The sequence below is a fragment of the Acinetobacter sp. NPDC052428 genome, from assembly GCF_044547685.1.
Taxonomy (GTDB): domain Bacteria; phylum Pseudomonadota; class Gammaproteobacteria; order Pseudomonadales; family Moraxellaceae; genus Acinetobacter; species Acinetobacter lwoffii_G.
In genome coordinates, this window is sequence record NZ_JBIUAT010000003.1 from 118456 (window position 1) to 141675 (window position 23220).

The 23220-nt window shown below is 45.0% G+C and carries 25 protein-coding genes; 9 read left to right on the forward strand and 16 right to left on the reverse strand.

The window, feature by feature from the left end; all coding sequences use genetic code 11:
- Window positions 1-163 precede the first annotated feature (163 nt).
- The 5 genes from thyA to msrA all read left to right on the forward strand — a co-directional run bounded on the left by thyA (window position 164) and on the right by msrA (window position 3991).
- Window positions 164-1006: a thymidylate synthase gene (gene thyA, locus ACIG3F_RS03660; RefSeq protein ID WP_005261761.1), complete on the forward strand. Its 843-nt coding sequence runs from the start codon at window positions 164-166 to the stop codon at window positions 1004-1006.
- Window positions 1007-1206: 200 nt separating this feature from the next.
- Window positions 1207-1719: a dihydrofolate reductase gene (locus ACIG3F_RS03665; RefSeq protein WP_396469401.1), complete on the forward strand. Its 513-nt coding sequence runs from the start codon at window positions 1207-1209 to the stop codon at window positions 1717-1719.
- Window positions 1720-1742: 23 nt separating this feature from the next.
- Window positions 1743-2792, forward strand: coding sequence for a DUF4105 domain-containing protein (locus ACIG3F_RS03670; RefSeq protein ID WP_396469402.1), 1050 nt, complete (start codon window positions 1743-1745; stop codon window positions 2790-2792).
- 102 nt (window positions 2793-2894) lie between these two features.
- A complete protein-coding gene (locus ACIG3F_RS03675; protein WP_005267490.1) occupies window positions 2895-3356 on the forward strand; it encodes an META domain-containing protein in 462 nt (153 codons plus the stop codon).
- Window positions 3357-3466: 110 nt separating this feature from the next.
- Window positions 3467-3991: a peptide-methionine (S)-S-oxide reductase MsrA gene (msrA, locus tag ACIG3F_RS03680; protein ID WP_396469403.1), complete on the forward strand. Its 525-nt coding sequence runs from the start codon at window positions 3467-3469 to the stop codon at window positions 3989-3991.
- A gap of 64 nt (window positions 3992-4055) precedes the next feature.
- Here the strand turns inward: msrA and ACIG3F_RS03685 are convergent, their stop codons facing one another.
- From ACIG3F_RS03685 to ACIG3F_RS03705, 5 genes are all read right to left on the reverse strand, one after another.
- Window positions 4056-4460 carry a biopolymer transporter ExbD gene (locus ACIG3F_RS03685; protein ID WP_004278434.1) on the reverse strand — a complete coding sequence of 135 codons (405 nt, stop codon included), beginning with the start codon at window positions 4458-4460 and terminating at the stop codon, window positions 4056-4058.
- Window positions 4460-5083 (reverse strand): MotA/TolQ/ExbB proton channel family protein, encoded by a 624-nt coding sequence (locus tag ACIG3F_RS03690; protein WP_396469404.1) that lies wholly within the window; start codon window positions 5081-5083, stop codon window positions 4460-4462. Before ACIG3F_RS03690 ends, ACIG3F_RS03685 begins: the two co-directional genes overlap by 1 nt.
- A 25-nt stretch (window positions 5084-5108) precedes the next feature.
- Entirely contained in the window at window positions 5109-5876 is a 768-nt protein-coding gene (locus ACIG3F_RS03695) for a hypothetical protein (RefSeq protein ID WP_005267494.1), read from the reverse strand.
- Window positions 5877-6067: 191 nt separating this feature from the next.
- Window positions 6068-6934, reverse strand: a complete 867-nt coding sequence (gene purU, locus ACIG3F_RS03700; RefSeq protein WP_005250645.1) for a formyltetrahydrofolate deformylase — start codon at window positions 6932-6934, stop codon at window positions 6068-6070.
- A gap of 48 nt (window positions 6935-6982) precedes the next feature.
- The gene (locus ACIG3F_RS03705; protein ID WP_180082934.1) at window positions 6983-7714 is read right to left on the reverse strand and encodes a TetR/AcrR family transcriptional regulator; all 732 of its coding nucleotides are present in this window, start codon (window positions 7712-7714) and stop codon (window positions 6983-6985) included.
- Between the two features lie 115 nt (window positions 7715-7829).
- On the opposite strand from ACIG3F_RS03705, the gene ACIG3F_RS03710 reads away from it, so the two are divergent.
- The 4 genes from ACIG3F_RS03710 (at window position 7830) to ACIG3F_RS03725 (ending at window position 11699) form a co-directional block, all read left to right on the forward strand.
- Complete coding sequence (locus tag ACIG3F_RS03710) at window positions 7830-9278, forward strand: coniferyl aldehyde dehydrogenase (protein WP_004278439.1); 1449 nt, start codon at window positions 7830-7832, stop codon at window positions 9276-9278.
- A 165-nt stretch (window positions 9279-9443) separates the two neighbouring features.
- Entirely contained in the window at window positions 9444-9680 is a 237-nt protein-coding gene (gene rpmB, locus ACIG3F_RS03715) for a 50S ribosomal protein L28 (RefSeq protein ID WP_000048256.1), read from the forward strand.
- Window positions 9681-9692: 12 nt separating this feature from the next.
- The gene (gene rpmG / locus ACIG3F_RS03720; protein WP_001205031.1) at window positions 9693-9848 is read left to right on the forward strand and encodes a 50S ribosomal protein L33; all 156 of its coding nucleotides are present in this window, start codon (window positions 9693-9695) and stop codon (window positions 9846-9848) included.
- A 135-nt stretch (window positions 9849-9983) separates the two neighbouring features.
- The gene (locus ACIG3F_RS03725; RefSeq protein ID WP_005107946.1) at window positions 9984-11699 is read left to right on the forward strand and encodes a cation:proton antiporter; all 1716 of its coding nucleotides are present in this window, start codon (window positions 9984-9986) and stop codon (window positions 11697-11699) included.
- Between the two features lie 256 nt (window positions 11700-11955).
- Here the strand turns inward: ACIG3F_RS03725 and ACIG3F_RS03730 are convergent, their stop codons facing one another.
- From ACIG3F_RS03730 to ACIG3F_RS03780, 11 genes are all read right to left on the reverse strand, one after another.
- Window positions 11956-12234 carry a hypothetical protein gene (locus ACIG3F_RS03730; RefSeq protein WP_004278462.1) on the reverse strand — a complete coding sequence of 93 codons (279 nt, stop codon included), beginning with the start codon at window positions 12232-12234 and terminating at the stop codon, window positions 11956-11958.
- Between the two features lie 105 nt (window positions 12235-12339).
- Window positions 12340-12843 carry a DUF6586 family protein gene (locus tag ACIG3F_RS03735; protein ID WP_004278463.1) on the reverse strand — a complete coding sequence of 168 codons (504 nt, stop codon included), beginning with the start codon at window positions 12841-12843 and terminating at the stop codon, window positions 12340-12342.
- Window positions 12844-13037: 194 nt separating this feature from the next.
- Complete coding sequence (locus ACIG3F_RS03740) at window positions 13038-13289, reverse strand: RNA-binding protein (RefSeq protein ID WP_004729489.1); 252 nt, start codon at window positions 13287-13289, stop codon at window positions 13038-13040.
- An 83-nt stretch (window positions 13290-13372) separates the two neighbouring features.
- On the reverse strand, window positions 13373-15361 hold the full coding sequence (locus ACIG3F_RS03745) for an ATP-dependent helicase (RefSeq protein WP_396469405.1): 1989 nt from the start codon (window positions 15359-15361) through the stop codon (window positions 13373-13375).
- Between the two features lie 152 nt (window positions 15362-15513).
- A complete protein-coding gene (locus ACIG3F_RS03750; protein ID WP_396469406.1) occupies window positions 15514-16653 on the reverse strand; it encodes a glycerate kinase in 1140 nt (379 codons plus the stop codon).
- Between the two features lie 65 nt (window positions 16654-16718).
- Entirely contained in the window at window positions 16719-17474 is a 756-nt protein-coding gene (locus ACIG3F_RS03755) for a hypothetical protein (RefSeq protein WP_121979825.1), read from the reverse strand.
- A 5-nt stretch (window positions 17475-17479) separates the two neighbouring features.
- Window positions 17480-18283 carry an NYN domain-containing protein gene (locus tag ACIG3F_RS03760; RefSeq protein ID WP_034439084.1) on the reverse strand — a complete coding sequence of 268 codons (804 nt, stop codon included), beginning with the start codon at window positions 18281-18283 and terminating at the stop codon, window positions 17480-17482.
- Window positions 18284-18376: 93 nt separating this feature from the next.
- A complete protein-coding gene (gene topA, locus ACIG3F_RS03765; protein ID WP_004278474.1) occupies window positions 18377-21019 on the reverse strand; it encodes a type I DNA topoisomerase in 2643 nt (880 codons plus the stop codon).
- 30 nt (window positions 21020-21049) lie between these two features.
- Window positions 21050-21499 (reverse strand): hypothetical protein, encoded by a 450-nt coding sequence (locus ACIG3F_RS03770; protein WP_004278475.1) that lies wholly within the window; start codon window positions 21497-21499, stop codon window positions 21050-21052.
- A gap of 70 nt (window positions 21500-21569) precedes the next feature.
- Window positions 21570-22574 carry a hypothetical protein gene (locus tag ACIG3F_RS03775; RefSeq protein ID WP_396469407.1) on the reverse strand — a complete coding sequence of 335 codons (1005 nt, stop codon included), beginning with the start codon at window positions 22572-22574 and terminating at the stop codon, window positions 21570-21572.
- A 367-nt stretch (window positions 22575-22941) separates the two neighbouring features.
- The gene (locus tag ACIG3F_RS03780; RefSeq protein ID WP_004278477.1) at window positions 22942-23187 is read right to left on the reverse strand and encodes a SlyX family protein; all 246 of its coding nucleotides are present in this window, start codon (window positions 23185-23187) and stop codon (window positions 22942-22944) included.
- Between the last annotated feature and the right edge of the window lie 33 nt (window positions 23188-23220).

Genomic DNA, 23220 nt, shown 5'->3' on the forward strand with positions numbered 1-23220 from the left:
TTTTTGGGTGCTTTTTTACATTTAATGCAATATCAGAAATATTAGAAAAAAATGTTATGATGCATTCAATTCAATTTGCCCAGCTCAACAGAAAACGGCTTTATCTGAGATAGACTTTTTTTTCTGAAAAAAGGTAATTTAAACAAATTTTTAAGAGAGACCTATGCGCCAATATCTTGACCTTTTACAACATATCCTCGACAACGGCGGCGATAAAGGCGACCGTACCGGCACAGGGACACGTTCGGTATTTGGTCATCAGATGCGCTTTGATCTTTCCCAAGGTTTTCCTTTACTGACCACCAAAAAAGTTCATTTCCGCTCTATCGTGATCGAACTGTTGTGGTTCCTGAAAGGCGATACCAATGTTCAGTATTTAAAAGACAATAAAGTCTCGATTTGGGATGAATGGGCGACCGCAGAACAAACTGCGCGTTTTGGCCGTCCTGAAGGCGAATTAGGCCCAGTATATGGTCACCAATGGCGCAATTTTGGTGCCAGCAAAAATGCAGACAATAGTTATAATCAGGATGGTTTTGACCAGATCAAATGGTTGATTAATGAAGTTAAAACCAATCCAAATTCGCGCCGTCTGATTGTATCGGGCTGGAACCCGAATGAAGCGGGTCAGGTCGCATTACCCCCTTGCCATACCCTGTTCCAGTTCTTTGTACACAATGGAAAATTGTCTTGTCAGTTATACCAGCGCAGTGCCGATGTATTCTTAGGTGTTCCATTTAATATTGCCAGCTATGCTTTGTTGACGCATATGATCGCGCAAGTCTGTGATCTGGAAGTGGGTGACTTTATCTGGACTGGTGGCGATACCCACTTGTACAGCAACCATTTTGAACAAGCACAGTTGCAGCTTAGCCGTGAGCCACTCGACCTCTGTCAATTAAAACTAAATCCCGAGATTAAAGACCTGTTCGATTTCAAATTTGAAGATATCGAAATTGTCGGTTATGAATCTCATCCAGGAATTAAAGCCCCTGTCGCTGTTTAATTTTCTTTATTATAAAGTTCCCTCTCCTCCTAGGAGAGGGCTAGGGAGAGGTCTTTTACCACGCGTGAATCGCCAACTCCTTTCAAAATATATTTCCGGCCCTAAAGCGTGAAGGCAATCAATATAGATTTTTAACCTTTCTTTCGTACCAGTAAAAAATTACACGAAGGACTTTGGGTTTGATAAGAAGGATTCAATACATGTCATTTCAATATTTAGAAGTTGTACACGTCGTCGCCATGGATCAGCAGCGTTGTATCGGCAAAGGTAATGATCTGCCTTGGCATATTTCGGCAGATCTGAAACACTTCAAGGAAATCACCCAAGGTGGTGTGGTGGTGATGGGTCGCAAGACACTAGAATCGATGGGACGTACATTGCCTAAACGCGTGAACTGGGTGATTACCCGTGATCCAGACTGGGTATTTGCAGGCACCAAAGTCGCTTATAGCATTGAAGATGCGCTGAGTCAGGCCGTTGCAGATGTGAAGGCTTCAGAAAAGCCTGAAACCATTTTCATCATTGGTGGCGGTGAAATCTTTAAACAGACCATGAATATTACAGACCGTCTGGAACTGACCCATGTCGAACTGGATGTACAGGGCGATGCCTATTATCCAGCGATTCCAGCAGAATTTAAAAAAGTCGCTGCCGAGCAACATATCGACGACAAAACCGGCATTGCTTTTGAGTTCGCAACCTACAGAAAATAAAACCTATTTCTCATGAAAAAGTGATGATGCAGGGACGCGAATACATCTCCAGACATTGGAGTCTGTGGCTACTGGGCAGCCTGTTTACTTTATTCGTCCTTCTGTCGAGCCTGTGGTTCAGCCTGATGCTCTGGGTTCATCAACCCCTCGGAAAAATCGGCAGCTTGATGCTGATTGGACTCTGGCTGACCTTTGCGCTGGTCGTTCTCGGGATTTATTTCACCCGGCATCTGATCTCCCGCCAAGTGGATAGCGTTCTTTATCTTCTGGCCTTTTTATTCTGTCTGCTGGGATATTTCAGTCTGGAAGCGCGTCAGGATCGAGAGTGGAATCCTGAGGTTTCCCAGCTTCTGCATTATGAGCAGCAAGGCGATCAGGTTACCTTACACAATATCCGCAACTTTGACTGGCAGGCCGATGGGCGCTATATCGAACGCTGGGAAAGCCGCAGTTTTGATCTGAATCAGATTACTGGCGTGAACATTATTACTTCCTACTGGATGGGGCCAAGAATAGCCCACACCCTTGTCAGCTTTGATTTTGCCAATCAAAAGCCACTCACCTTCTCGATTGAAATCCGTAAGGAAAAAAATGAGGAGTTTTCAGCGATTGGTGGCTTTTTCCGAAAATATGAACTGAGTCTGGTTGCATCAGACGAAAAGGATATTGTTTATACCCGCAGCAATGTCCGTGGTGAACAGGTCTATTTTTTCCCGGTAAAGATGCCGCAAGCTCAGGCTAAAGCGCTATTCAAGGAATATCTGCGTCAGGCCGATGAACTGGCACAAAAGCCAAAATGGTACAATACCCTGACCAGTAATTGCACCACACTAGTCTTTGATATGGTTCAGGCGATATCGCAACAACAGCTACCCTCAGATTACCGGTTGCTGGCCTCCGGCTATTTACCAAATTATCTCTATGACCTGAAAGTACTGGAACAGTCTTGGGATATGCGCACCTGGTATCAACGCGCGCATGTCAATCCACGGGTAGAACAGACCGCTAATCTCTCCAGTCAGGACTATTCAAGACTCATGCGACAAGGTCTACCGAAACCAGACATGCGATAACTGTGTAGCAAATCCACTTCAATAAAGATACAAAATCAACTGGAACCTTGATCATTTTTTTGTTTATATACAAATAGCTAGTCAATGATCAGAGTATCTCTCATGCTAAAAAAATTAACTGCAATCGCGATTTTAGGCTCGGTTTTAACGGTCATGGGCTGCGAAACTGTGCCTAATACAGCCACGACACAAACCGCGAATCATTTACAACTTTTGCAAAATCGTACCTGGATTGCGACCCAGATTGGCAATACTGAAATCAAGACTGCGCCAACCGCACGCAATGTTCCGAGTCTGCAATTTGATGCCAGTACCCAGCGCGTTTCAGGTTCAGATAGCTGTAACCGGATTATGGGCAGCTACACAGCAGCGAAAGATACGCTGACCCTGAGCCAGATGGCCACTACCCGTATGGCCTGTATGAACAACGATCAGCTTGATCAGAAATTTAATGAAGCTTTAGCCAAAGTGACGCATTATCAGGTATTTGCTAAAACCTTAAAATTACTGGATCGCCATGGGAATCTCTTGATCCAGCTAGAAAGTGCTGCTCAGCCGCGTTAATACATCCCTACAAAAAGCCTGTATGGACAGGCTTTTTTATCTTTCATACTGATGAGCTGGAATTTAACCATCAGCCCAATTGAGTTATTTAATTGAATGAGGAATCAACCATGCAACAGGCACTTTTCGGTGGGGGATGCTTTTGGTGTACTGAAGCCGTATTTTTACAGATCCAGGGGGTTCAGCAGGTCGTCAGCGGTTATGCAGGTGGTCATACGACTGAGCCAAACTATGATGATGTCTGCGGAGGCAATACCGGCCATGCCGAAGTCATTCTGATCGATTTCGATGAAAACCAGGTTAACTATACCCAGTTGCTTGATGTATTTTTTGCGACCCATGATCCAACCACATTAAACCGTCAGGGCAATGATGTCGGCACCCAGTATCGTTCTGTAATTTATTATCTGAATGATGAACAGCAGCAACAGGCGCAGCAGGCGATCGATGCTCTGAAAACCGATAGCATCAATGTGGTGACTGAACTGAGCCCTGCTCCAACTTTCTATCCGGCGGAAGACTATCATCAAAACTTCTTTGCCAAGAACCCGACCCAGGGCTATTGCAATTTTGCCATTCCGCCAAAATTGAATAAATTACGCAGCAAATTTACGACCCTATTAAAAACCCATTAAGATTCACGAAAAATGGGCATAAAAAAAGCGACTGCAATCAGTCGCTTTTTTTATTATCTAAATCTTAGTTATCGGTTGCAAAAGCAATATCACTGAGTCCGGCTCCACTCGCACGCGACATGACTTGCGCCACCGAGTCATAACGTGATTCTTTATCCGCTTTCAACACAATAGTCGGCTGACGTTCAGCTTGGCCCGCTTCATTAAAACGGGTTTCAAGCTGCTCTAGCGTCAGTACATCGCCATTCCAGGCAATGTCACCTTCGGCATTGATGCTGATCGTGACATTTTCAGGCGGCAGATCGATAATCTCCGCAGTAGTTTGTGGCAAGGTTAATGGAATTGATGGGTTCGCAACGGTCGCTGTCACCAGAAAGATGATCATCAATACCAACATAATGTCGATGAGGGGAATGAGGTTCATCTCATTCATGCCTACATCGTTGTCTTCACCCAGTTGAAAAGCCATTAAGCTTGACCTCCCATGAAACTCTGTTGTGTTACTTTTTCATCAGACTTTTTTGCAGCAGATTCCTGTTGCAGCATAGTATCAATCAGCAGACCATGTGCCTGATCTTGTAACTCGTGTGCCAAACCACGATTAGCACGGACACAGATGTTATAAGCCAGTACCGCAGGAATCGCGACTGCCAGACCTAAGCCAGTCATAATCAATGCTTCACCGACTGGGGTTGCCACTTGTGCCAGACCAGCCTGACCACTTTTACCAACAGCAACCAACGCATGGAAGATGCCCCATACCGTACCGAACAAACCGACAAATGGAGAGATCGATGCGATGGTACCCAAAACTGATACACCTTTTTCGGCATTGGCTTTTTCTGCTGAAATCTGGCGTAACAGCGCCTGTTCTGCCACTGCCTTACGCTGTTCAAAGCCCAAAGGAGCCAGTTTGGTTTTCAGTTGTTCCAATGCCTTAGATAACTGAGCATAGGCAATCTGTTTCAGTTGGCGAGTGCCCATCAAACGCAGCACAAATATGGTCCATGTCGCAATCGACATTGCCAATAACACGAAATACAGTGTTTTACTGACTGCATCAGCGTGTTGCCAATAAACTGAAAAGTTCATATTCGAACTCCTAATGGGTGAGCCGTTATTTAACCTGAAAATCGAAAGGCTGTTCCACACGGGTTGGATAAGCCACACCATTTTCAACATATTTGGTGAGTTGTGCACGACGTACCGCCGCTTCTACTTTGCGCGTTACCGCCGGGCTACAACTTGAATTTCGTGCAGTCGCAGAAACTACTTTACCCTGCTCATTCGCTGAAACATCTACTACCAGTGAACAGGCTGATTTTAATTCACCTGCAGAGAGTGAGACTTTTGGTGAACGCTGCCAAGACACGCCCCCACCAATCGATACACTTTTCGGGGATGGCGGCGCAGCAGGTGCTGGCGGTGCCACAGGCGCAGGTGGCGCGACTGGAGCAGGTGCCGGTTTAACTTTAGTTTCAGTGACCACTGTCGGTACAACCGGACTTGGGGTTGGTTTTGCTTCAACTGGCGGTGCTTTAACCACTTTTGGCTCTTCAGCCTTTTTCACCTGCTCGATTTTTTCTACTTTTTTCGGTGGTGGTGGCAGCGGTTTATCGACAATTTTGACTTCTTTTGGCTTAGGCGGCTCTTTTTGTGGCTCGGCCTTCGGCTTTGGCGGTAAAGGTTTTGGCGCTTCCTGGAGTTTTACAAAGCGCACTTTTAAGGGTTGCTTATCAATGGGTGCCAGCTCAGGTGCTTTCATCTGGCTGATCGCATATAACACACCCACATGCCCAACCAGTACAGCCGCCACGATAGAGATGACTTTCTTTTTCATCTGATTTGGCGGTGTAGGCATTTGGGGCGCAGCAACTTGACTCATTAAATCTATTACCTTGAGGAGATGATGTGGAACAAACTATCAAGCTCATCGGTTAGCACAATTAAAGTATGCCAATAATAAATGAGAAGTGTTTTCATTTGCAACCGCTAATCCTTCCTTTGACTGACTTTTTTGCATCAAAACAAAAAAGGCACACTAAAAGTATGCCTTTTTAAAACTCAATGCAAGTCTTATTGGAACACGACAGTCTTGTTACCATCGACAATAATACGGTCTTCCAAATGCCATTTTACCGCACGGGCCAATACATTACGTTCCACATCCTGACCGAGTTCACGTAACTGCTCAACGGTAAAGTCATGGTTCACGCGCTCCACATCCTGCTCGATGATCGGACCTTGATCCAGATCAGCAGTCACATAGTGTGCAGTTGCACCAATCAGCTTCACGCCTTTTTCATAGGCCTGTTTGTACGGATTGGCACCTACGAAAGCCGGTAGGAAAGAATGGTGAATGTTGATCACTTTCATTTCCCACTTGCTGACAAACTCTTCATCCAGAATCTGCATATAACGCGCCAATACCAACAGGTCATTGCCCTGCATCAACTGGTCGATTTCTGCATAAGCTTCTGGTTTGTTGTCTTTGTTCACCGGCACGACTTCAAATGGAATGCCAAAGTTTTCAACTGCTTCGCGTAAAGTCTCGTGATTCGATACCACTTTGGTAATTTCACAAGGCAAACCACCACGCGCATGACGCCATAACAGCTCAAGCAAGGCATGATCGACTTTAGACACCAGAATACCGACTTTCTTCACGTCACTGACCAAAGCCAGACGCCATTGCATGCCATAGCGTTCTGCCACATTCGCTGCAAAAGTCTGGGTAATACTTTCTTTGCGACTTTGAAGATTATCTAATTCAAATTCAACGCGCATGAAGTAACGTCCGCCCTGCGCTGCTGTCGCATATTGATCAAGCGCAGTAATGTTGGCACCTTGATGATACAAGAAGCTCGAAACAGCCTGCACGATGCCCGGCTTGTCTTCACAAGTAATCAATAAACGTGCGGTGTTAGCAGTCGTCATATTCATGTTGGTTTAAGTCACTAATCAGTTAAATTAAAAAATAAGCCGAGTATTCTAGCGCGTTTCTTGGATATTCTGAATAGTTTGTTCAGATTCAGAATCTTTAGACGACGACAGGCTGGCAAAAAGTTCGGAAGAACCCAAACTATTCAATAAACCTTCATAAGTTTGACGACTTTCACCACGTAAATACGCCCCTTCCAGGAATACCATTTGACGGAGTGCCTGCCAGACCCATTTTTCTTCCAGGGTATTGGAATCAGTCAGATGGCCTGACATATACAGGAAGTTGGTCCAGTTGGTCAGTACAATCCACAGGTTAATAATCAGTGCTTCAATCTCTGAATCGGTCATGTCCATCAGGCCTGCATTAACAAAGCCCTTATAGATTTTCTGGCCCTGCTGCATCACCTGCCCGGCAAAGCGTGGATACATCTTGCGAAAATCTTCGTTATTTTCCACCAGATGATAGACGTCACGATGCAGGAAACGATAAGCCCATAACTGGCTGCTCAGTACCTGAAAATAATGCACCTTGTCATTGGCATCCAGCGCGCGGTCATCCGGCAGCGCCAGCATTTCCAAGGTCTGATGCTGGTACTGTTCCATCAATTCTTTAATAATTTCATTTTTATTGCGGAAATGATAATACAGGTTACCCGGGCTCATGCCGAGTTCAGCCGCAATGTGATTGGTAGTTACCGATCGTTCGCCACGCTCGTTAAACAGCTGCAAACTGAGCTGCAAGATACGCTCTTTAGTTTTTAAGGTTTTGGTTTGGGACATCCTAAAATAACCATTCAGTTCATGCATTAGCAGGCTAACACACAAAGTCACTTGACTAATTAGAGTATTTGCTCTAAAAATTAATTAATCGATTTTTGAATAATGGTAGTGCGGCATGAACAGTCACACAAAAACAACATCAATGACACCACATTTTTTTGATAGCCAATATCTGAATGAAGTCTTGGCGCAACAAAAACACGCTTATTTACACTACCCTCTGCCGACTGCAAAGGAACGTATCGATCGTTTAGCTCGACTTAAGCGTATCTTAGTTAAGTATCAAGATCAATTTGCTGACGCAATTAATCAGGACTATGGTAACCGTTCCATTGGGGAAACCAAGATTGGTGAACTGCTCACCTGTCTGGAACATATTAAATATTACAGCAAAAACCTGACCCGGTGGATGAAACCTTCCAAGCGTCATGTCGGCATTATTCATCAGCCGGCCAAAGCCTGGGTGCAATATCAGCCTTTGGGTGTAGTCGGAATTATCGCACCGTGGAACTATCCGCTGTTGCTCTCGATTGGCCCACTAATTTGTGCCCTGGCGGCCGGCAACCATGCCATGATCAAAATTTCCAGTGCATCGGCTGCCTTTGGTGAAGTTCTGGAAAAAGCCCTGGCTGAAGCCTTCCCTAAAGAATTGGTCGCTGTGGTGAATGGTGGCGGTGTGATTTCAGATGCTTTCTGTCGTTTGCCTTTCGATAAACTGATTTTCACCGGCTCAACTGCAGTCGGTAAAACCGTCATGGCAGCCGCTGCCGAAAATCTGGTGCCGGTGATTCTGGAACTGGGCGGTAAATCGCCGGTACTGGTGCATCCATCGATTGATCTGCGCGATGTCGCGCAGCGGATTGCGGTGGGCAAACTCTGGAATGCCGGTCAGACATGTGTAGCGCCAGACTATATGTTCCTGCCTCTCGGAAAAACTGCCGAGTTCATTGATCACTTTAAAGCCTGTGTCGAAAGCATGTATCCGGATATCACCCATAATCAGGATTACACCTCGATTATTAATGTCAAACAATATAACCGTCTGCAAGGCTATCTGGATGATGCGCGTGAACAGGGTGCGCAAGTCATTGAAATTAATCCGCGTAGTGAAAACTCGGCTGATCTGCGCAAGATTGCACCGACCATCGTGACCAATGTCACCCCGATGATGCAGATCATGCAGCATGAAATCTTTGGCCCACTGTTACCGATCATGGAATATGATCAAATTGACGATGTCATCGACTTTATTAATAGCCGTCCGCGTCCACTTGCTTTATACTACTTCGACTTTGATCAGGCGCGTGCCGATTATGTCGCACAGCGTACCCATTCAGGGCATTTCGGGCAAAATACGGTACTGACCCATGTTGCGCAGGATGATCTACCATTTGGGGGTGTCGGTGCATCAGGTATGGGTAAATACCATGGCCCAGAAGGCTTCTTCAGTTTGTCGCATGAACGCTCAGTAATGTCGAATCCAAAGCTGTACAGCTTGAAATACATTCTGCCACCGTTCAATAAACCGATTCACAAGCTGATTTCGAAGACACTTCTCCGCTAAATGATCAAGGCATGAGCTATCGATATAGTTCGTGCCGCGTTTTGACGAAAATCGCTTGTCTTTTAAGCGCATTTTTGATATAAAACGCCCCTTGAATGATTTCAATCCGTTTATTTTTGACTGGCCATACAGATTTGCTGTTGGCTAAATCAATGGAGTTACACCATGTCTAAGGTTTGCCAAGTTACCGGCAAGCGTCCAGTCGTTGGTAACAACGTCTCACACGCCAACAACAAAACTAAGCGCCGGTTCGAGCCGAACCTGCACCACCACCGTTTCTGGTTAGAAAGCGAAAAACGTTTTGTACGTCTTCGTTTAACCACTAAAGGTATGCGTATTATCGACAAATTGGGCATTGAAAAGGTTGTTGCTGACCTACGTGCTCAAGGTCAAAAGATCTAAGGAGTCTGAACCATGCGTGATAAAATTCGCTTAGTTTCTTCAGCTGGTACAGGTTATTTCTATACCACGACTAAGAACAAACGTACTATGCCGGAAAAAATGGAAATCAAAAAATTTGATCCAAAAATCCGTCAACACGTAATCTTCAAAGAAGCTAAAATCAAATAATTTTAGTTTCTTTAAAAAAACGACCTTTGCGGGTCGTTTTTTTTTGCACTTTTTTTATCCGACTTGATAAACTTTCTGCATGTTTTGGCACTTTTTGTGCTTATTTCCCAGCAAACCTAGCTAAAGGAGTATTTAGTGCCACATGACGTAGAGCTCATTATATTACTGGCTGTTGGTTTTGGCTTAGCTTTGGTCTTTGGCTATCTCGCTGCACGGTTACGTCTTCCCCCTTTGATCGGTTACTTAATTGCCGGCATTCTGATTAGTCCCCATACACCCGGTGTGGTCGGTGATATTCATCTGGCCAACCAACTGGCAGAACTTGGCGTCATGTTCCTGATGTTTGGCGTCGGAATGCATTTTTCCCTGAACGATCTGATGCAGGTACGCCGGATTGCCCTGCCTGGTGCGATTTTACAGATTGCAGTTGCCACCTTGCTCGGGGTTGGAGTTTCGATGCTGTGGGGCTGGAGCTTTGGCTCAGCACTGGTCTTCGGCCTAAGCCTGTCTTGTGCCAGTACCGTGGTTCTACTCAAAGCCCTTGGTGATCGTGGCTTACTGGATTCAATCAATGGCCGAATTGCTGTTGGCTGGTTGCTGGTCGAAGATCTGGTCATGGTCTTGGCGCTGGTACTGTTACCTGCCACTGCGGTGCTTTTAGGTGGGCAGGCGCTGGAAGGCGCAAGCGATGAGAATATCTGGCTTACCTTAGGGATTACCTTACTTAAAGTCGCAGGCTTTATTGCCTTCATGCTGATTATTGGTAAACGCTTGATTCCGATGATCATACAGGTGGTGGCACGTCTGGGTTCACGTGAGCTGTTTACCTTAACAGTGGTGGCTGCTGCCGTCTCGATTGCCTTTGGTGCTTATAAGATCTTTGGCGTGTCGATGGCACTGGGTGCTTTCTTTGCCGGGATGGTGGTGAAAGAATCTGATTTCAGTCATCGTGCCGAAGAAGAAACCTTGCCACTGCGTGAAATTTTCTCGATTTTATTCTTTGTCTCCGTCGGCATGCTGTTTGATCCGCGCATCCTGCTGGAACAGCCTTTACATGTACTGGCCGTGGTCGGGATTATCATGATTGGTAAAACTATTGCCGCGATGGCACTGGTGCTGTTCTTCCGTTATCCGATCAATACCGCTTTGACCGTCGGTGCTTCTCTGGCACAGATTGGTGAGTTCTCCTTTATTTTGGCTGCACTCGGTGTTTCGCTCAATCTGCTTTCGCTGGAAGGTCAAAACCTGATTCTGGCAGGTGCCTTAATTTCGATTACGCTTAACTCCTTTATCTTTTCCGCGATTGAGCCGGTACAGAAATGGATTCGGGAACGCTCGACTCTGGCCCGCTTACTGGAACGCAGTGGTGACCCTTTGGCAATGTTGCCGGATGAAGTCTCACAGGATTACCTGCGCGATCAGGTGGTCATTATTGGCCATGGTGAGGTGGGACGTCGCATTACCCGCTCATTGATGGAAGAAAACATTAAGGTGGTGATTGCCGAAGAAAACCGTGACATCGTCGAAAACCTACGTGAAAAAGGCATTGCTGCAGTGTCTGGTGTAGCCACTGAAGCCGGAGTACTGATTCAAGCACATATTCAACATGCGCGCTTACTGGTTATCTCTCCTATGGATATTATCGATATTCATAAAATCGTGGACATTGCCAAGACCTTGAATCCACAAATTCAGGTACTGGTCTGTGCAGAAAGCAAGGAAGAAGCTGAAGCCATTCGTCGGGATAATGTCGGTGCGGTTTATTATGCCAAAGAAGAAATGGCAAAAAATATGAGCAATCATATTTTGAACCAGATTGAGATCGCGCATCAGCATACGCCTTCTCATTAAAGTTTTTCTTTGAATAAACGCCAAATAAAAAAGTTGCCGGATCTGGCAACTTTTTTTATGGACATCAATATATCTCTGAGCCAAAGATTTTATTAACACACTGGCTTCAGACTGCTCACGACTTAAATTTTAAAATACTGATTTTTCATCTTCATTTCAAATGAACGTTTTATGGTACTTAAAATCTGCCTAATTTAATAACCTATAAAACTCAAAAAGCACACCGATAGTGTGCTTTCTAAATAAATTTCAACGATTAACTCATATACTTTGGTTCTTCATCCACAACTTCAGCCTGCCACTCATTGACCTGCTGTTCCAGCAAACCATAGAGTGCTGCCTGAATCATCTGTTGCGCAATCACGGGCGTCTGCTCTCCAAGTAAAGCTTTCACCTCATCATTAAATTGAATCATGACCAAAGGCTGTTTATGTGAGCCTGCATTGCGTAGAGCCAACGCGCCGCCTTCAAGTTGAACGAGTTCTAAAATCGCGTCTTGATTACCAAATAAATCTTTCAACTGTTCTATAGACATATATCCTCCATGTTCAACATGGTGGCAAAGCGCCGGGTGCACTTTGCATCATTAGAGTAATTGATATAGGGTTAAAAATTGCATTTTCAAGTACAGCCGATCCGATTAAAATTCAATCATCTCATTACGAAAACCATCAATTAATTGGGTCAGGTCACGATGCCACTCTCTCAATATAGCAGTATCAGGTAACCACGCTTGTGGAGACTGTGTGACTTTAATGATGAGATTTGAGGAGGTTTCGTCTTCAGGTTCTGGGGTACTTGGTTCGGGCGCATACTGGCACAGACGGTACGCGCGCTTCAGTTCAGCAATGAAACCGCTCTTGGACAAATGTTGCAATACCGCCACTTCTGGCGAAATCTGGCCTTTGGCCGCCATCAGTTCTTCGATCGATTTTAGCGTCGGATGAGGATCATTCAGGCGATAGTAACGCACCAGTTCCTGTAAAAATGCTAACAAAGCACCATGCAAATGAAACACAGTTGCTTCACGTTGTGCCTGAGCCTGTTGTACATGTTCGGTTTGCTCTGCTTGCTGGCAGGATAGACGGGCGAAATACAGTTTTTGATTGGTACGGTCCGCATGATAGCGAGCAACACGGGTCATCGAGATTTCCTAAGGGTTAAAACAAATTTTGGCTTTTATAAAGTAAAAGGTTCGCCTGCATTTCGCAATCAAAAGATGTTTAGACTGAATCAATCCCGCACTGAAATTCAGAGCATTGAGCTCACTGATTAAGTACGGCGATACTAAATTTCGACCATAAAAAAAGGAGCCTATCCAGTGCTCCTTTTTTGAGTTTAAGCCTGAGGCTTGTCTTCTGCAGCTTTCACGCGGATCCCATGTCCGTGCAAGCGCAACGTGTTCAGGCCTTTAATGGCTTTCACCGCTTCACGGCCATGTGGCATTTCTACAAAAGCAAAACCTTTTGATTTGCCTGTTGCTGCATCAAGCACCAAAGTACAGGTCTCCACTGTGCCATATTCCTGGAACAGTTTCAGTAATTCGGCTTCTGTGACCGTACGTTCTAAATTACGAACTAAAATTTTCATCTTACAACCTTAAGAAGATAGGCAAAAAATATCAAAAAGCACGCGCCTACTCTACTTTTTGCATGAAACAACTTTGCCATAGTTTAATCGAGATCAATGCCAAAATCTAAATTAATCGACTTGCGTTCAATCAAGGCACTTTTTACCGTTTGCTGCCGGGTCTTGTAATGGGTTTCCGTGGTACATAAATGCCGGGTGAGATCATTCAGGAAATAGCTTTCGACTTTACGCCCCTGCTCATCGACCGTTTCCCGCGCCCAATGATTCAGGTTCTGTTTGGTCAGAATCAATTCATTTTTTGCCCGGGTCAACGCCACATATAGCACACGACGTTCTTCTTCGACATCATCAAAGTCACCCTGAGCACGTGCATGCGGGTAATTGCCTGGCGTGACATTGGCCACATAACAGACATTTTGCTCAGTACCTTTTGCCGAGTGAATGGTGATTAAGGTCACCACATCATGATCCGACTGGCGTTCAATTTCCGAGATTGACACCGGATCCAGTACATATTCCTCTAAAAATTCACTCAACTGTGAATGCTTGGAGGCCAGCTGTTTGACGAGTTCAAAATCACTCTGGCGACGTGGCCAATCCTTTTTATAGTTTTCCGCCAACTGCGATTCAATCGCCTGAATCGCAAGACCGACACAGGCTTGCACTTCGCCTTTGAGCACACTCATCTGCTGCATGATGAGAATAGTTTCTAATGGTATCTTGCCAAATTTTTCCAAATTATCTGCAATAGCTTCCATTTCCGGTTCAGCCAATAACTGCTGCGATAGCTTACTGGCACCCACATCACCAACACCATTCCACAGGGTCAAGAAACGCATCCAGGCGATATCATCCAGCGGATTGGCGACTACGCGCAGCATGCTGAGCAAATCTTTGACATGCGCCGTTTCCAACAGCTTCATGCCACCAATAAAGCGATACGGCACATTAGCCGCGATACAGGCTGCCTCAATATGCCGTGCGGCAAAACTGGAACGAACCAGCACCATATGCTCGCCCCACTTACTACCTTGCAGATAATGACGCTCTTTAATATCAATCGCGATCCATTTGGCTTCATCAAACTCATTCGGGAAAATATGCATGCGCGGCTTAATGCCTTCTCCGCGATACGCTTCCAGACGTTTGTCATATTTGATTTCAGACTGATCGAGCAGCCAGTTGGACAGATCCAGAATTTCCTGGGTCGAGCGGTAGTTTTTTTCTAATTTAAAAATCTGCGCATCTGGCACACGCTCTTTGAAATGGTGAATATTTTCAAAGTCTGCACCACGAAAACCATAAATCGACTGCGCATCATCACCGACACAGAACAGGCTAATCTGGTCTTTCAGTGGCTCCAGCAAAGCCCATTGCAATGGATTGGTATCCTGCATTTCATCGACCAGCATATGCCGACAGATCGAAGCGACATAGTCGACCAGACCTTCGGACTGTGCCAGCGCCGTGGCAACTATCGCTAGGATGTCATCATAATCCAGAAAGCTGCGCACCTGCTTACGTGCTTCATATTCTTTCATGATGTCAGCAATCTGGTCTTTGAGAGCCAGATATTCTGGCATCTGTTTTTCTAATGCCAGACTGAGTTTTTGCCGGGTATTCCGTGCAAAAGAATACAGGTCACATAATTCCTGAGGCTTAGGCAAATGATTGGGATTTTTCTTGTCATCACGGCCGCGAATCAGGCGGAACATCATCAGCTGATCATCACGATCAATAATCGAAAACTGTTCCAGACCAAAAGCTTTCGGAATACGGCGCAGCAGATACATACAGAAGGTATGAAAGGTCGAGGCTCGCAGCCCCTTGGCTTGTTCACCAAGTGCCAGTTCGACACGCGCCACAATTTCACTGGCTGCACGGCGAGTAAAGGTCAGAATCTGAATCTGCTTGGCAGGCACGCCCTGTTCAATCAAGTAAGCTGCGCGTGCCACGATGGTCTTGGTTTTGCCACAACCTGCCCCGGCCAGCACTAAACTGTGTTTTGCTTCTGTGGTGGCTGCTTGTCTTTGCTGAGGATTTAATTCATCAATCAGGGTGGCTAAACTCATTTTCACTCATCATTTTGTGGATGTATGTAGTTTAACAGATCGCTTCCAGAATTATGGCTTTTCAGTTGTCCTGAAACTGTCTCCAATTTTATTTCCTGATTTGATATTAGCTAACGACAGGGCGTGCTGGATTACAGGAGAGAGAAATACTTTCACTCTGTCAAAAGATTTTTAACTATCTCAGCGACAGCTTTCTCCAAGTTCATTTCTGCATTATTTAAGGCTTCCTCTAAAGGACAATCTGGCGGATTAATCCCAACAATCTGGCTAAATCCTGACTCAAACAAATCCTCAATCCCTTCACCGACTAGACCCGAAAAAGCAATCACCGGTTTATTGAAGTGTTTTGCAACCTGCGCCACACCAAATGGCGTTTTGCCAAATTTGGTTTGAAAATCAATTTTACCTTCCCCGGTAAACACATGATCTGCTTGCGCTATTTTTTCACCCAGTTGAACCTGTTCAATCATCAGCTCTACACCTGATCGAATGGAAGCAGCAGTGGATGCCATTAAACCAAAACCCAATCCACCGGCAGCGCCCGCACCTGCCACATGACGATAATCACAGCCAATCTGCTGAGCAACCACATCGGCGAAATGACAGAGGTTTTGATCCAACTGCTTGACCATTTCAGGCGTTGCACCTTTTTGTGGTCCAAAGATTATCGATGCACCATTTGGTCCACACAGTGGATTGTTGACATCCGATGCAATGATTATTTCAGTATCTGCTAAACGTGGATCAAGTTCGGATAAATCCATTGATTTGACCAGATCTAAGTTTCCACCACAGACCTGAATTGACTCACTCTTATAATTTAGAAACCGCACACCCAGTGCTTGCGCCATACCAGCACCTGCATCATTGGTAATACTGCCACCGAGCCCAATGATGATTTTTTTCACATCCAAATCCAATGCTTGTTTGATCATTTCTCCTGTACCATAGGTCGAAGTAAGCATCGGGTTACGCTGTGAAGGTTTCAATAAATGAATGCCATTGGCCTTGGCCATTTCAATCACGGCAGTCTGGCTTGCATCAACCAAACCCCAATAGGTCTGAATACGTTGCTCAGATAATGGCCCGGTCACTTCACATGCAATACTTTCCCCCTTTAAACTTGAAATCAGTGCATCGACCGTGCCTTCACCACCATCAGCCATTGGCACATGAATAATGTGGGCATCCGGAATGACATTCTGAATACCGCGTTGCATGGCCTGAGAAGCCTGTGCAGCAGACATGCTTTCTTTAAACGAGTCGGGAGCAAGCACAAAGGTGAGCGGCATGGTGTGATCTTTTATCCACAAATGAAGTCTAAATTGTGGATAAATCCAGCACTATCCACAAGTCTTTATTTCCAGCCCAGTTCAATTGCAGTTATCTCATTAATCAAAGTTTGATTTAAAGATTCTGGCATTTTACTGGTGGTTTGAGACACCGGGATATATCCTGCCATCAGCTCCGCTTTGGCCTGCGGAAATAAGGGTTGTTGATCTGGAAATGCATAACCCAGTGGATAAATCGGTTGGCCTGTGGCCAAATCATATTTATCTGAAGCACCAAAGGCATGCAGCAACTCATGAACCAAGACAATTTTATTCTGTTCAGTCTGTTGCTTGGATGCAAATAGATTTACCGAACCAATTCGGCCTTTTTGCAAGGCAGTTGAATGTTTCAATTGCTTGGTCTGCACAGGATCATAGTAATTTAAAAATAAAGTCACATTGGCTGAAGGATCTGAACTCTGTCGTTGTTTCCAAGCATAGAACCGGAATTTTAAACTCCATAAAACTGTATCGATGAGCGAGGCTTGCTCAGGGACTTTGGGTGGTAGAACTTGAAGCTCACGGCCTAAATTAAAATAAAAATAAGTCGGCTTTCCGCGATACTGCTGAGCTGCTTTTTCCAGATATTCCCTTGCTCCATTCAAGTCCTGAGCTGACAGTTGCTGGATATATTGCTGTGTGGTCGGTAATCCATCGGCATTAATCGGATGCAGCAAAACAATAATTGGCTTTGACCAGTTCTGGTTTTGATCACGATAGGCATTAACTGCGACAATCAATAAGATGATTAATAAAATCAGAATCCGAATCTTTTTCCACATATCGATTACACACTCTGCTTTTTCATTTTTCTTAAATACATCTGACTCATTTCTATTTTTGTTTCAAATAAATTTAAAGTTTTTATTAATCCTGACAATTTGGCTCTACCATAGTTACGAGAGTCAAAATCAGGCTTTACTGCACTGATATACTGCCCGACCATCCCTAAATTCGCCCATCCATTATCATCGGCATTATCTTTTACAGCTTTATAAATTAAGTTAAGCGTAGCTCGATCCATCCCTTCAGGTAACTGAATTTCCTTTTGCGCAGATATAGTTTTTTGTCCATTAGTCTTGATAATCTCCGAAACTTTTTTATCTATTGATCCTGTTTCTTCACCATCCTCATTATTTTTAATTTCACTATCTACAAGTAAGTTTTCGATATAAATGAACTTGTCACAGGCTTTCTTAAATGCTTCAGGCGTAGCTTTTTTGCCAAAGCCATACACTGTTAGACCATTTTCACGAATACGTGAAGCTAAGGGCGTGAAATCGCTATCGCTGGATACGATACAAAATCCATCTAATGCACCTGCATAAAGTAAATCCATAGCATCAATGATCAGGATCATATCCGTCGCATCTTTACCCTTGGTATAAGCGAATTGTTGTACCGGAGTGATGGCATGAGGAAGGAGTACATCTCGCCATTTCTTTAAAGTTTCGCTGCTCCAGTCCCCATACACACGTTTGACACTGGCAATTCCATATTTCGCAACTTCCTCCAATACCGATGAAATCGCGTTGATAGAAGAATTATCCGCATCGATTAATACAGCGAACTTTTTTGTCTGAATATCCACATCCACCCCAAGATATTATTTTTAATTTTTTATATACATGATTCTGACATAAAAAATGCCGACTTTCGTCAGCATTTTTTTGAATCTTAGAGTTTAGGCTTCAACCCATTTTCCGTCCTGATAAACCAGAGACCATTTGGTTTGCTTGCCTTCTGCAGTTTCCGAACCAATATATTGTGACTGGTTCTTACGGCTAAATTTTACCAGAGTTGGATTCCCTTCCGGGTCCACATCAGGTGCCTGCAAGATAAACTGATACTTTGGATCAAGCTGGTCGGCAACAGAACGAATCTCGGCCACTTTCGGTGCACGGGTTTCACGCACTTTCGGGAACTTGCTTGCCGCCAGGAATAAACCGGCTGCACCGTCACGCAGTACAAAGAAATCGTCATGCTTGGCAGAACGTAAATGCTCCATCTTGATCGGATCCACACGTGGAGGCGCAGGCTGACCGCTCTTTAAGACTTTACGGGTATTGTCACAGCTGGTACAGGCAAAATACGGACCAAAACGACCCGTCTTCAGCTGCATTTCACCATCACACTTGTCGCATGGGATACTCGGGCCATCATAGCCTTTAATTTTGAACTCACCTTCTTCAAGTTCAAAACCACTACAGTCCGGGTTATTCCCACAGATATGCAGTTTACGGCCGCCATCAATCACATAGCTGTCCATGGCAGTTTCACAGATCGGACAACGCTTCTTCGACATCAGGTCAGCAGTTTCCGCAGCCTCATCATCAGATAATGCAGCCAGAGACTCAACTGGTGTCAGGTTCAAGGTTCCTTTACAACGCTCTTTCGGCGGTAGGTTATAGCCTGAACAACCCAAGAATACGCCTGTGGTTCCGGTACGAATCTGCATTGGACGGTCACATTCTTTACAGTGTACTGCATCCACTTCTACAGGCTGATTGCGGCGCATACCGTTCTCACCCTGCGCCGTAGTCAAACGTTGCTTAAAATCGCCATAGAAGCTGTCTAATAACTCTTTCCAGTTACGCTCACCATCTGCTACTTTATCCAGCTGACCTTCAAGATCTGCGGTAAAGGCATAGTTCATCAGATTACTAAAATTTTCATCCAGACGATCGGTAACGATCTCACCCATCTTCTCGGCATAGAGACGACGGTTATCCAGTTTCACATAACCACGATCCTGAATGGTCGAGATAATCGCAGCATAGGTTGATGGACGGCCAATGCCTTTTTTCTCGAGTTCTTTGACCAGTGAGGCTTCGGTAAAACGTGCCGGTGGCTTGGTGAAATGTTGAGATGGATCAAGTTTCTCAAGTTTGAGGACTTCACCGACTTTGACCGCAGGCAATAAAATATCGTCATCGGCTTTATTGGCACCACGCACGCGAGTAAAGCCATCAAAGACCAAGGTACGGCCTTTGGCTTTCAGTTCCACGCCATTAGCATCCACTAAAATGGTAGAAGACAGGTATTCTGCCGGAGTCATCTGACAGGCAACAAACTGGCGCCAGATCAGGTCATACAGACGCTGTGCATCACGCTCAACACCCACCAGACTGTCGCCTTTTAAGCCAACCATAGATGGACGAATCGCCTCATGCGCTTCTTGCGCACCGGCTTTATTGCCATAACGGTTCGGCTTGGCAGGCAAATACTTCTCGCCAAACTCGGATTCGATATGACCACGCACCATATTCACCGCATCATCACTCAAGAAGGTCGAGTCGGTACGCATATAGGTAATGAAGCCGGCTTCATACAGACGCTGCGCCAGCATCATGGTTTTCTTCACAGAAAAACCGAGACGGGTACTGGCTGCCTGTTGTAGCGTTGACGTGATATACGGCGCACTTGGATTAACCTTGGTTGGCTTATCTTCACGTGCAGAAACCGTATAATCCGCATCTTTGATCAGGTTTAATAAGGCATCAGTTTCGGCTTTGTTGCGCAGCTTGAGCGTCTTGCCATTTTGCTTGACCGCTTCGAGACGAATATCATCTTTTTTCGATTTGGTATCGGCAAACACCTGCCAGTATTCTTCAGGAATGAAGGCACGAATTTCACGTTCACGCTCGACCACCAGCTTCACTGCAACCGACTGTACACGACCGGCCGACAGACCACGGGCAATCTTTTCCCAAAGCAATGGCGAAATCATAAAGCCCACGACACGATCCAGGAAACGGCGTGCCTGCTGTGCATTGACTTTATTGGTATCCAGACGTGACGGATGCTTAAAGGCATCCTGAATCGCGTTTTTGGTAATTTCGTTGAAGACCACACGCTGATAACGCGAATCATCACCACCGATGACTTCTTTTAAATGCCAGGCAATCGCCTCTCCTTCCCTGTCCATATCCGTTGCCAGATAGACTTCATCGACTTGCGATGCCAGTTTTTTCAGTTCGGCAACCACATGTTCTTTGCCAGGAAGGACTTCGTATTTGGCTTTCCAGTCATGTTCCGGATCGACACCCATGCGGTTAATCAACGCATTCTGTGATTTTTCAGCTTTTTCTGCATCCGTCAGTTTGGTACGTGTCGCCGGTTTTTTCTCTGTCGATTTTGCAGAACCGCCTGTCGGCAAGTCACGCACATGACCCACTGATGATTTTACGATGTAGTTCGGACCAAGGTACTTATTGATTGTTTTCGCTTTTGCAGGCGACTCCACAATCACTAGGGCACGCTTGCTTCCAGCGTCGGGAGACTTCGCTGTGCTGCTTTTTGATGTGGACCGAGGAGCGTTCGCCATAATTAACCGTTAATCCTGTTTATTTCTAAATTAAAGTTCAGCCAAAGCGTGTAACAGCGCTTTGATGTCGTCGAGTTGGGTCGCTCTTAAATCAGCTTCTTCATCCCAATACACGCCGACACAGTTGGCCTGCATATCAATAGCATAAATGCCTTTTAATGCAATGGGAAAATCTTTAAATTTCTCATCACCCTGCACGATTTCGAGTTTATTATCGACAACACGGGCGCGCATCAAGGGCAAACGTGCATCTGGCATCAGCACACTGTAGTATGCGACCATACTGGCACGACTTTCAGTCGCCTTCGGGATTTTGGTCCAGTCCGGTGCCACCACCAGACGTGGATGCAAACCCATTTTACGGGCTTTATCACGCATCAGCCCCAAGGCTTTTTCTCGGGGACTTACACGTAACCCGAAAATCGACCCTATGACGAAAATGATGATGACCACCGTCACCCAGATTCCAGTGTTTTCCATAGTTCAACCTTTATGTTCTATTATTAGAGTTGCATAAGCACAATATAAAACGCAAGTTTGCACGATAAAATTAATTCAGGAACATTTCATGACTATATAAAATTTCGTGACCATTCCAGTAAATATAACCTTTCTCGATCAGCTCTTTCAGCAGCAAGCGAATGTCCGATTTTGGAAATAACTGTTCCAGTAAATCACGCAGCTCATAAATGTCTTTGGGTTTATCACCCTGCAATTCACGCAGTTTACGCGCCACTTCCAGTTGTACCGGATCGATCCGGCCAAAGTTCTTGAACAGGTCTTGCTGTGCCGACTGGATTGGTGACTTGAGTATTTCAGATGCAACTGGAGCTTCATCTGCCTTCAGTTGGGAAATGACCTGATCCAGTTTTGGATTTTCAACCGGGCTTTGTTCATCCAGATTGAGCTGCAGCCATTGTTTCAGGACTTTTTTGCGGAAGCTGATTTGCTCATCATAGCGTTTGACGATTTTCAGGTTAATCAACATGCCGACCACATGCTGAGCTTTTACCGGCATCACTTTCAGAATATTCGCCACTGAGTTTTTTAGGGTTTCCACCGTATTCGGTTTGCCACTCATTTTCCCTAAAGCATCACAGTATTTTTTCACCAGTTGCAAGGTAGGTTTGTTCTTGATGGCTTCCAGACTCGGAAGATGGTTTTTAGGTTGATCGGTTAGAATGTTTGGCTCATCAGGCTGAATCTGAATCAGGTGACACGGAATATCAGAAGCTTGCAGCATCTGCTGCAACATCTCGCAGCTGTCCATCGCCGAGATCAATTCAACCTCGGTTTCCGGCTCCAGTAGCGCCATAAGCTGACCGACAATGACCGCATATTCATATTCTTTTTGTGGCGATTCAGGCGTGTCCAGTACCACCACCTGACCACTGCTGATCCAGCCGGCAAGCTCGGTTAAATCCTCTAAGGAGAATTCAAATTTTCCGGCACAGCTAAACAGATATAAAGTCGAATAATGCGCCACAATCTCACGCATTAACTTGGCTGTAGGGAAATTATTTTCGAGGTCGAGGAGAACAACTTTTGGGTGCATGGGACGCAATTCCGGAATGTACCTGAGAGCCCGTATTAGAGTAGGAAGTGAGTGAAAGGTCAAATAATTTTACGGCTGAATGGGTGCAGGCCTGTTTCGGCAGAGGTCCAAACTGCATTTTATGAAATGCATGCAAAAAATCTGTTTGCAAGCGCGAATGTTTGTTTTCAACAGGAAAATTTCTTTGGCACTTGATCATCGCGCTACGCTTGATTACTTTTATATGCGGATTTAATGCAATTTAAAAGCCCATTCAAAACAAAAATATTTCTCTTTTGCCATCTTATAGAGTGGCTCATTTTTATTTTTCAATAAAAAACCCTTAGATCAGCTAAGGGTTGTTGTTGATTAAATCATTGCTTGCAAATTAATAATGCGGTGGGCGGTCCGCAACCGGATCAAATTCTGCAATGCCTTCAGACAAATCTGAAGACTCAACACGTTGATATAACAGCGTCATTTGCTTTTTCAGATCAGCAATTTCCAGGGTTTGTTTGGCCACCTGATCATTCAACTGTTCAACTAAATCGTCTAAAAATGCAATTCGCACTTGCAAATCTTCAATGGGTGCGGAAAATGACGCCTGATCATTTAGATTTTGTTGTTTAGTCATTTAAAGTCCTCATTGGGGATTTCAGGAAACATT

Excerpts from the sequence above, each read along its gene's own strand:
- thyA (WP_005261761.1), top strand. The coding sequence starts at position 164 with ATGCGCCAATATCTTGACCTTTTACAACATATCCTCGACAACGGCGGC.
- ACIG3F_RS03665 (WP_396469401.1), top strand. The coding sequence starts at position 1,207 with ATGTCATTTCAATATTTAGAAGTTGTACACGTCGTCGCCATGGATCAG.
- ACIG3F_RS03670 (WP_396469402.1), top strand. The coding sequence starts at position 1,743 with ATGATGCAGGGACGCGAATACATCTCCAGACATTGGAGTCTGTGGCTA.
- ACIG3F_RS03675 (WP_005267490.1), top strand. The coding sequence starts at position 2,895 with ATGCTAAAAAAATTAACTGCAATCGCGATTTTAGGCTCGGTTTTAACG.
- msrA (WP_396469403.1), top strand. The coding sequence starts at position 3,467 with ATGCAACAGGCACTTTTCGGTGGGGGATGCTTTTGGTGTACTGAAGCC.
- ACIG3F_RS03685 (WP_004278434.1), bottom strand. The coding sequence starts at position 4,460 with ATGGCTTTTCAACTGGGTGAAGACAACGATGTAGGCATGAATGAGATG.
- ACIG3F_RS03690 (WP_396469404.1), bottom strand. The coding sequence starts at position 5,083 with ATGAACTTTTCAGTTTATTGGCAACACGCTGATGCAGTCAGTAAAACA.
- ACIG3F_RS03695 (WP_005267494.1), bottom strand. The coding sequence starts at position 5,876 with ATGAGTCAAGTTGCTGCGCCCCAAATGCCTACACCGCCAAATCAGATG.
- purU (WP_005250645.1), bottom strand. The coding sequence starts at position 6,934 with ATGAATATGACGACTGCTAACACCGCACGTTTATTGATTACTTGTGAA.
- ACIG3F_RS03705 (WP_180082934.1), bottom strand. The coding sequence starts at position 7,714 with ATGTCCCAAACCAAAACCTTAAAAACTAAAGAGCGTATCTTGCAGCTC.
- ACIG3F_RS03710 (WP_004278439.1), top strand. The coding sequence starts at position 7,830 with ATGAACAGTCACACAAAAACAACATCAATGACACCACATTTTTTTGAT.
- rpmB (WP_000048256.1), top strand. The coding sequence starts at position 9,444 with ATGTCTAAGGTTTGCCAAGTTACCGGCAAGCGTCCAGTCGTTGGTAAC.
- rpmG (WP_001205031.1), top strand. The coding sequence starts at position 9,693 with ATGCGTGATAAAATTCGCTTAGTTTCTTCAGCTGGTACAGGTTATTTC.
- ACIG3F_RS03730 (WP_004278462.1), bottom strand. The coding sequence starts at position 12,234 with ATGTCTATAGAACAGTTGAAAGATTTATTTGGTAATCAAGACGCGATT.
- ACIG3F_RS03735 (WP_004278463.1), bottom strand. The coding sequence starts at position 12,843 with ATGACCCGTGTTGCTCGCTATCATGCGGACCGTACCAATCAAAAACTG.
- ACIG3F_RS03740 (WP_004729489.1), bottom strand. The coding sequence starts at position 13,289 with ATGAAAATTTTAGTTCGTAATTTAGAACGTACGGTCACAGAAGCCGAA.
- ACIG3F_RS03745 (WP_396469405.1), bottom strand. The coding sequence starts at position 15,361 with ATGAGTTTAGCCACCCTGATTGATGAATTAAATCCTCAGCAAAGACAA.
- ACIG3F_RS03750 (WP_396469406.1), bottom strand. The coding sequence starts at position 16,653 with ATGCCGCTCACCTTTGTGCTTGCTCCCGACTCGTTTAAAGAAAGCATG.
- ACIG3F_RS03755 (WP_121979825.1), bottom strand. The coding sequence starts at position 17,474 with ATGTGGAAAAAGATTCGGATTCTGATTTTATTAATCATCTTATTGATT.
- topA (WP_004278474.1), bottom strand. The coding sequence starts at position 21,019 with ATGGCGAACGCTCCTCGGTCCACATCAAAAAGCAGCACAGCGAAGTCT.
- ACIG3F_RS03770 (WP_004278475.1), bottom strand. The coding sequence starts at position 21,499 with ATGGAAAACACTGGAATCTGGGTGACGGTGGTCATCATCATTTTCGTC.
- ACIG3F_RS03775 (WP_396469407.1), bottom strand. The coding sequence starts at position 22,574 with ATGCACCCAAAAGTTGTTCTCCTCGACCTCGAAAATAATTTCCCTACA.
- ACIG3F_RS03780 (WP_004278477.1), bottom strand. The coding sequence starts at position 23,187 with ATGACTAAACAACAAAATCTAAATGATCAGGCGTCATTTTCCGCACCC.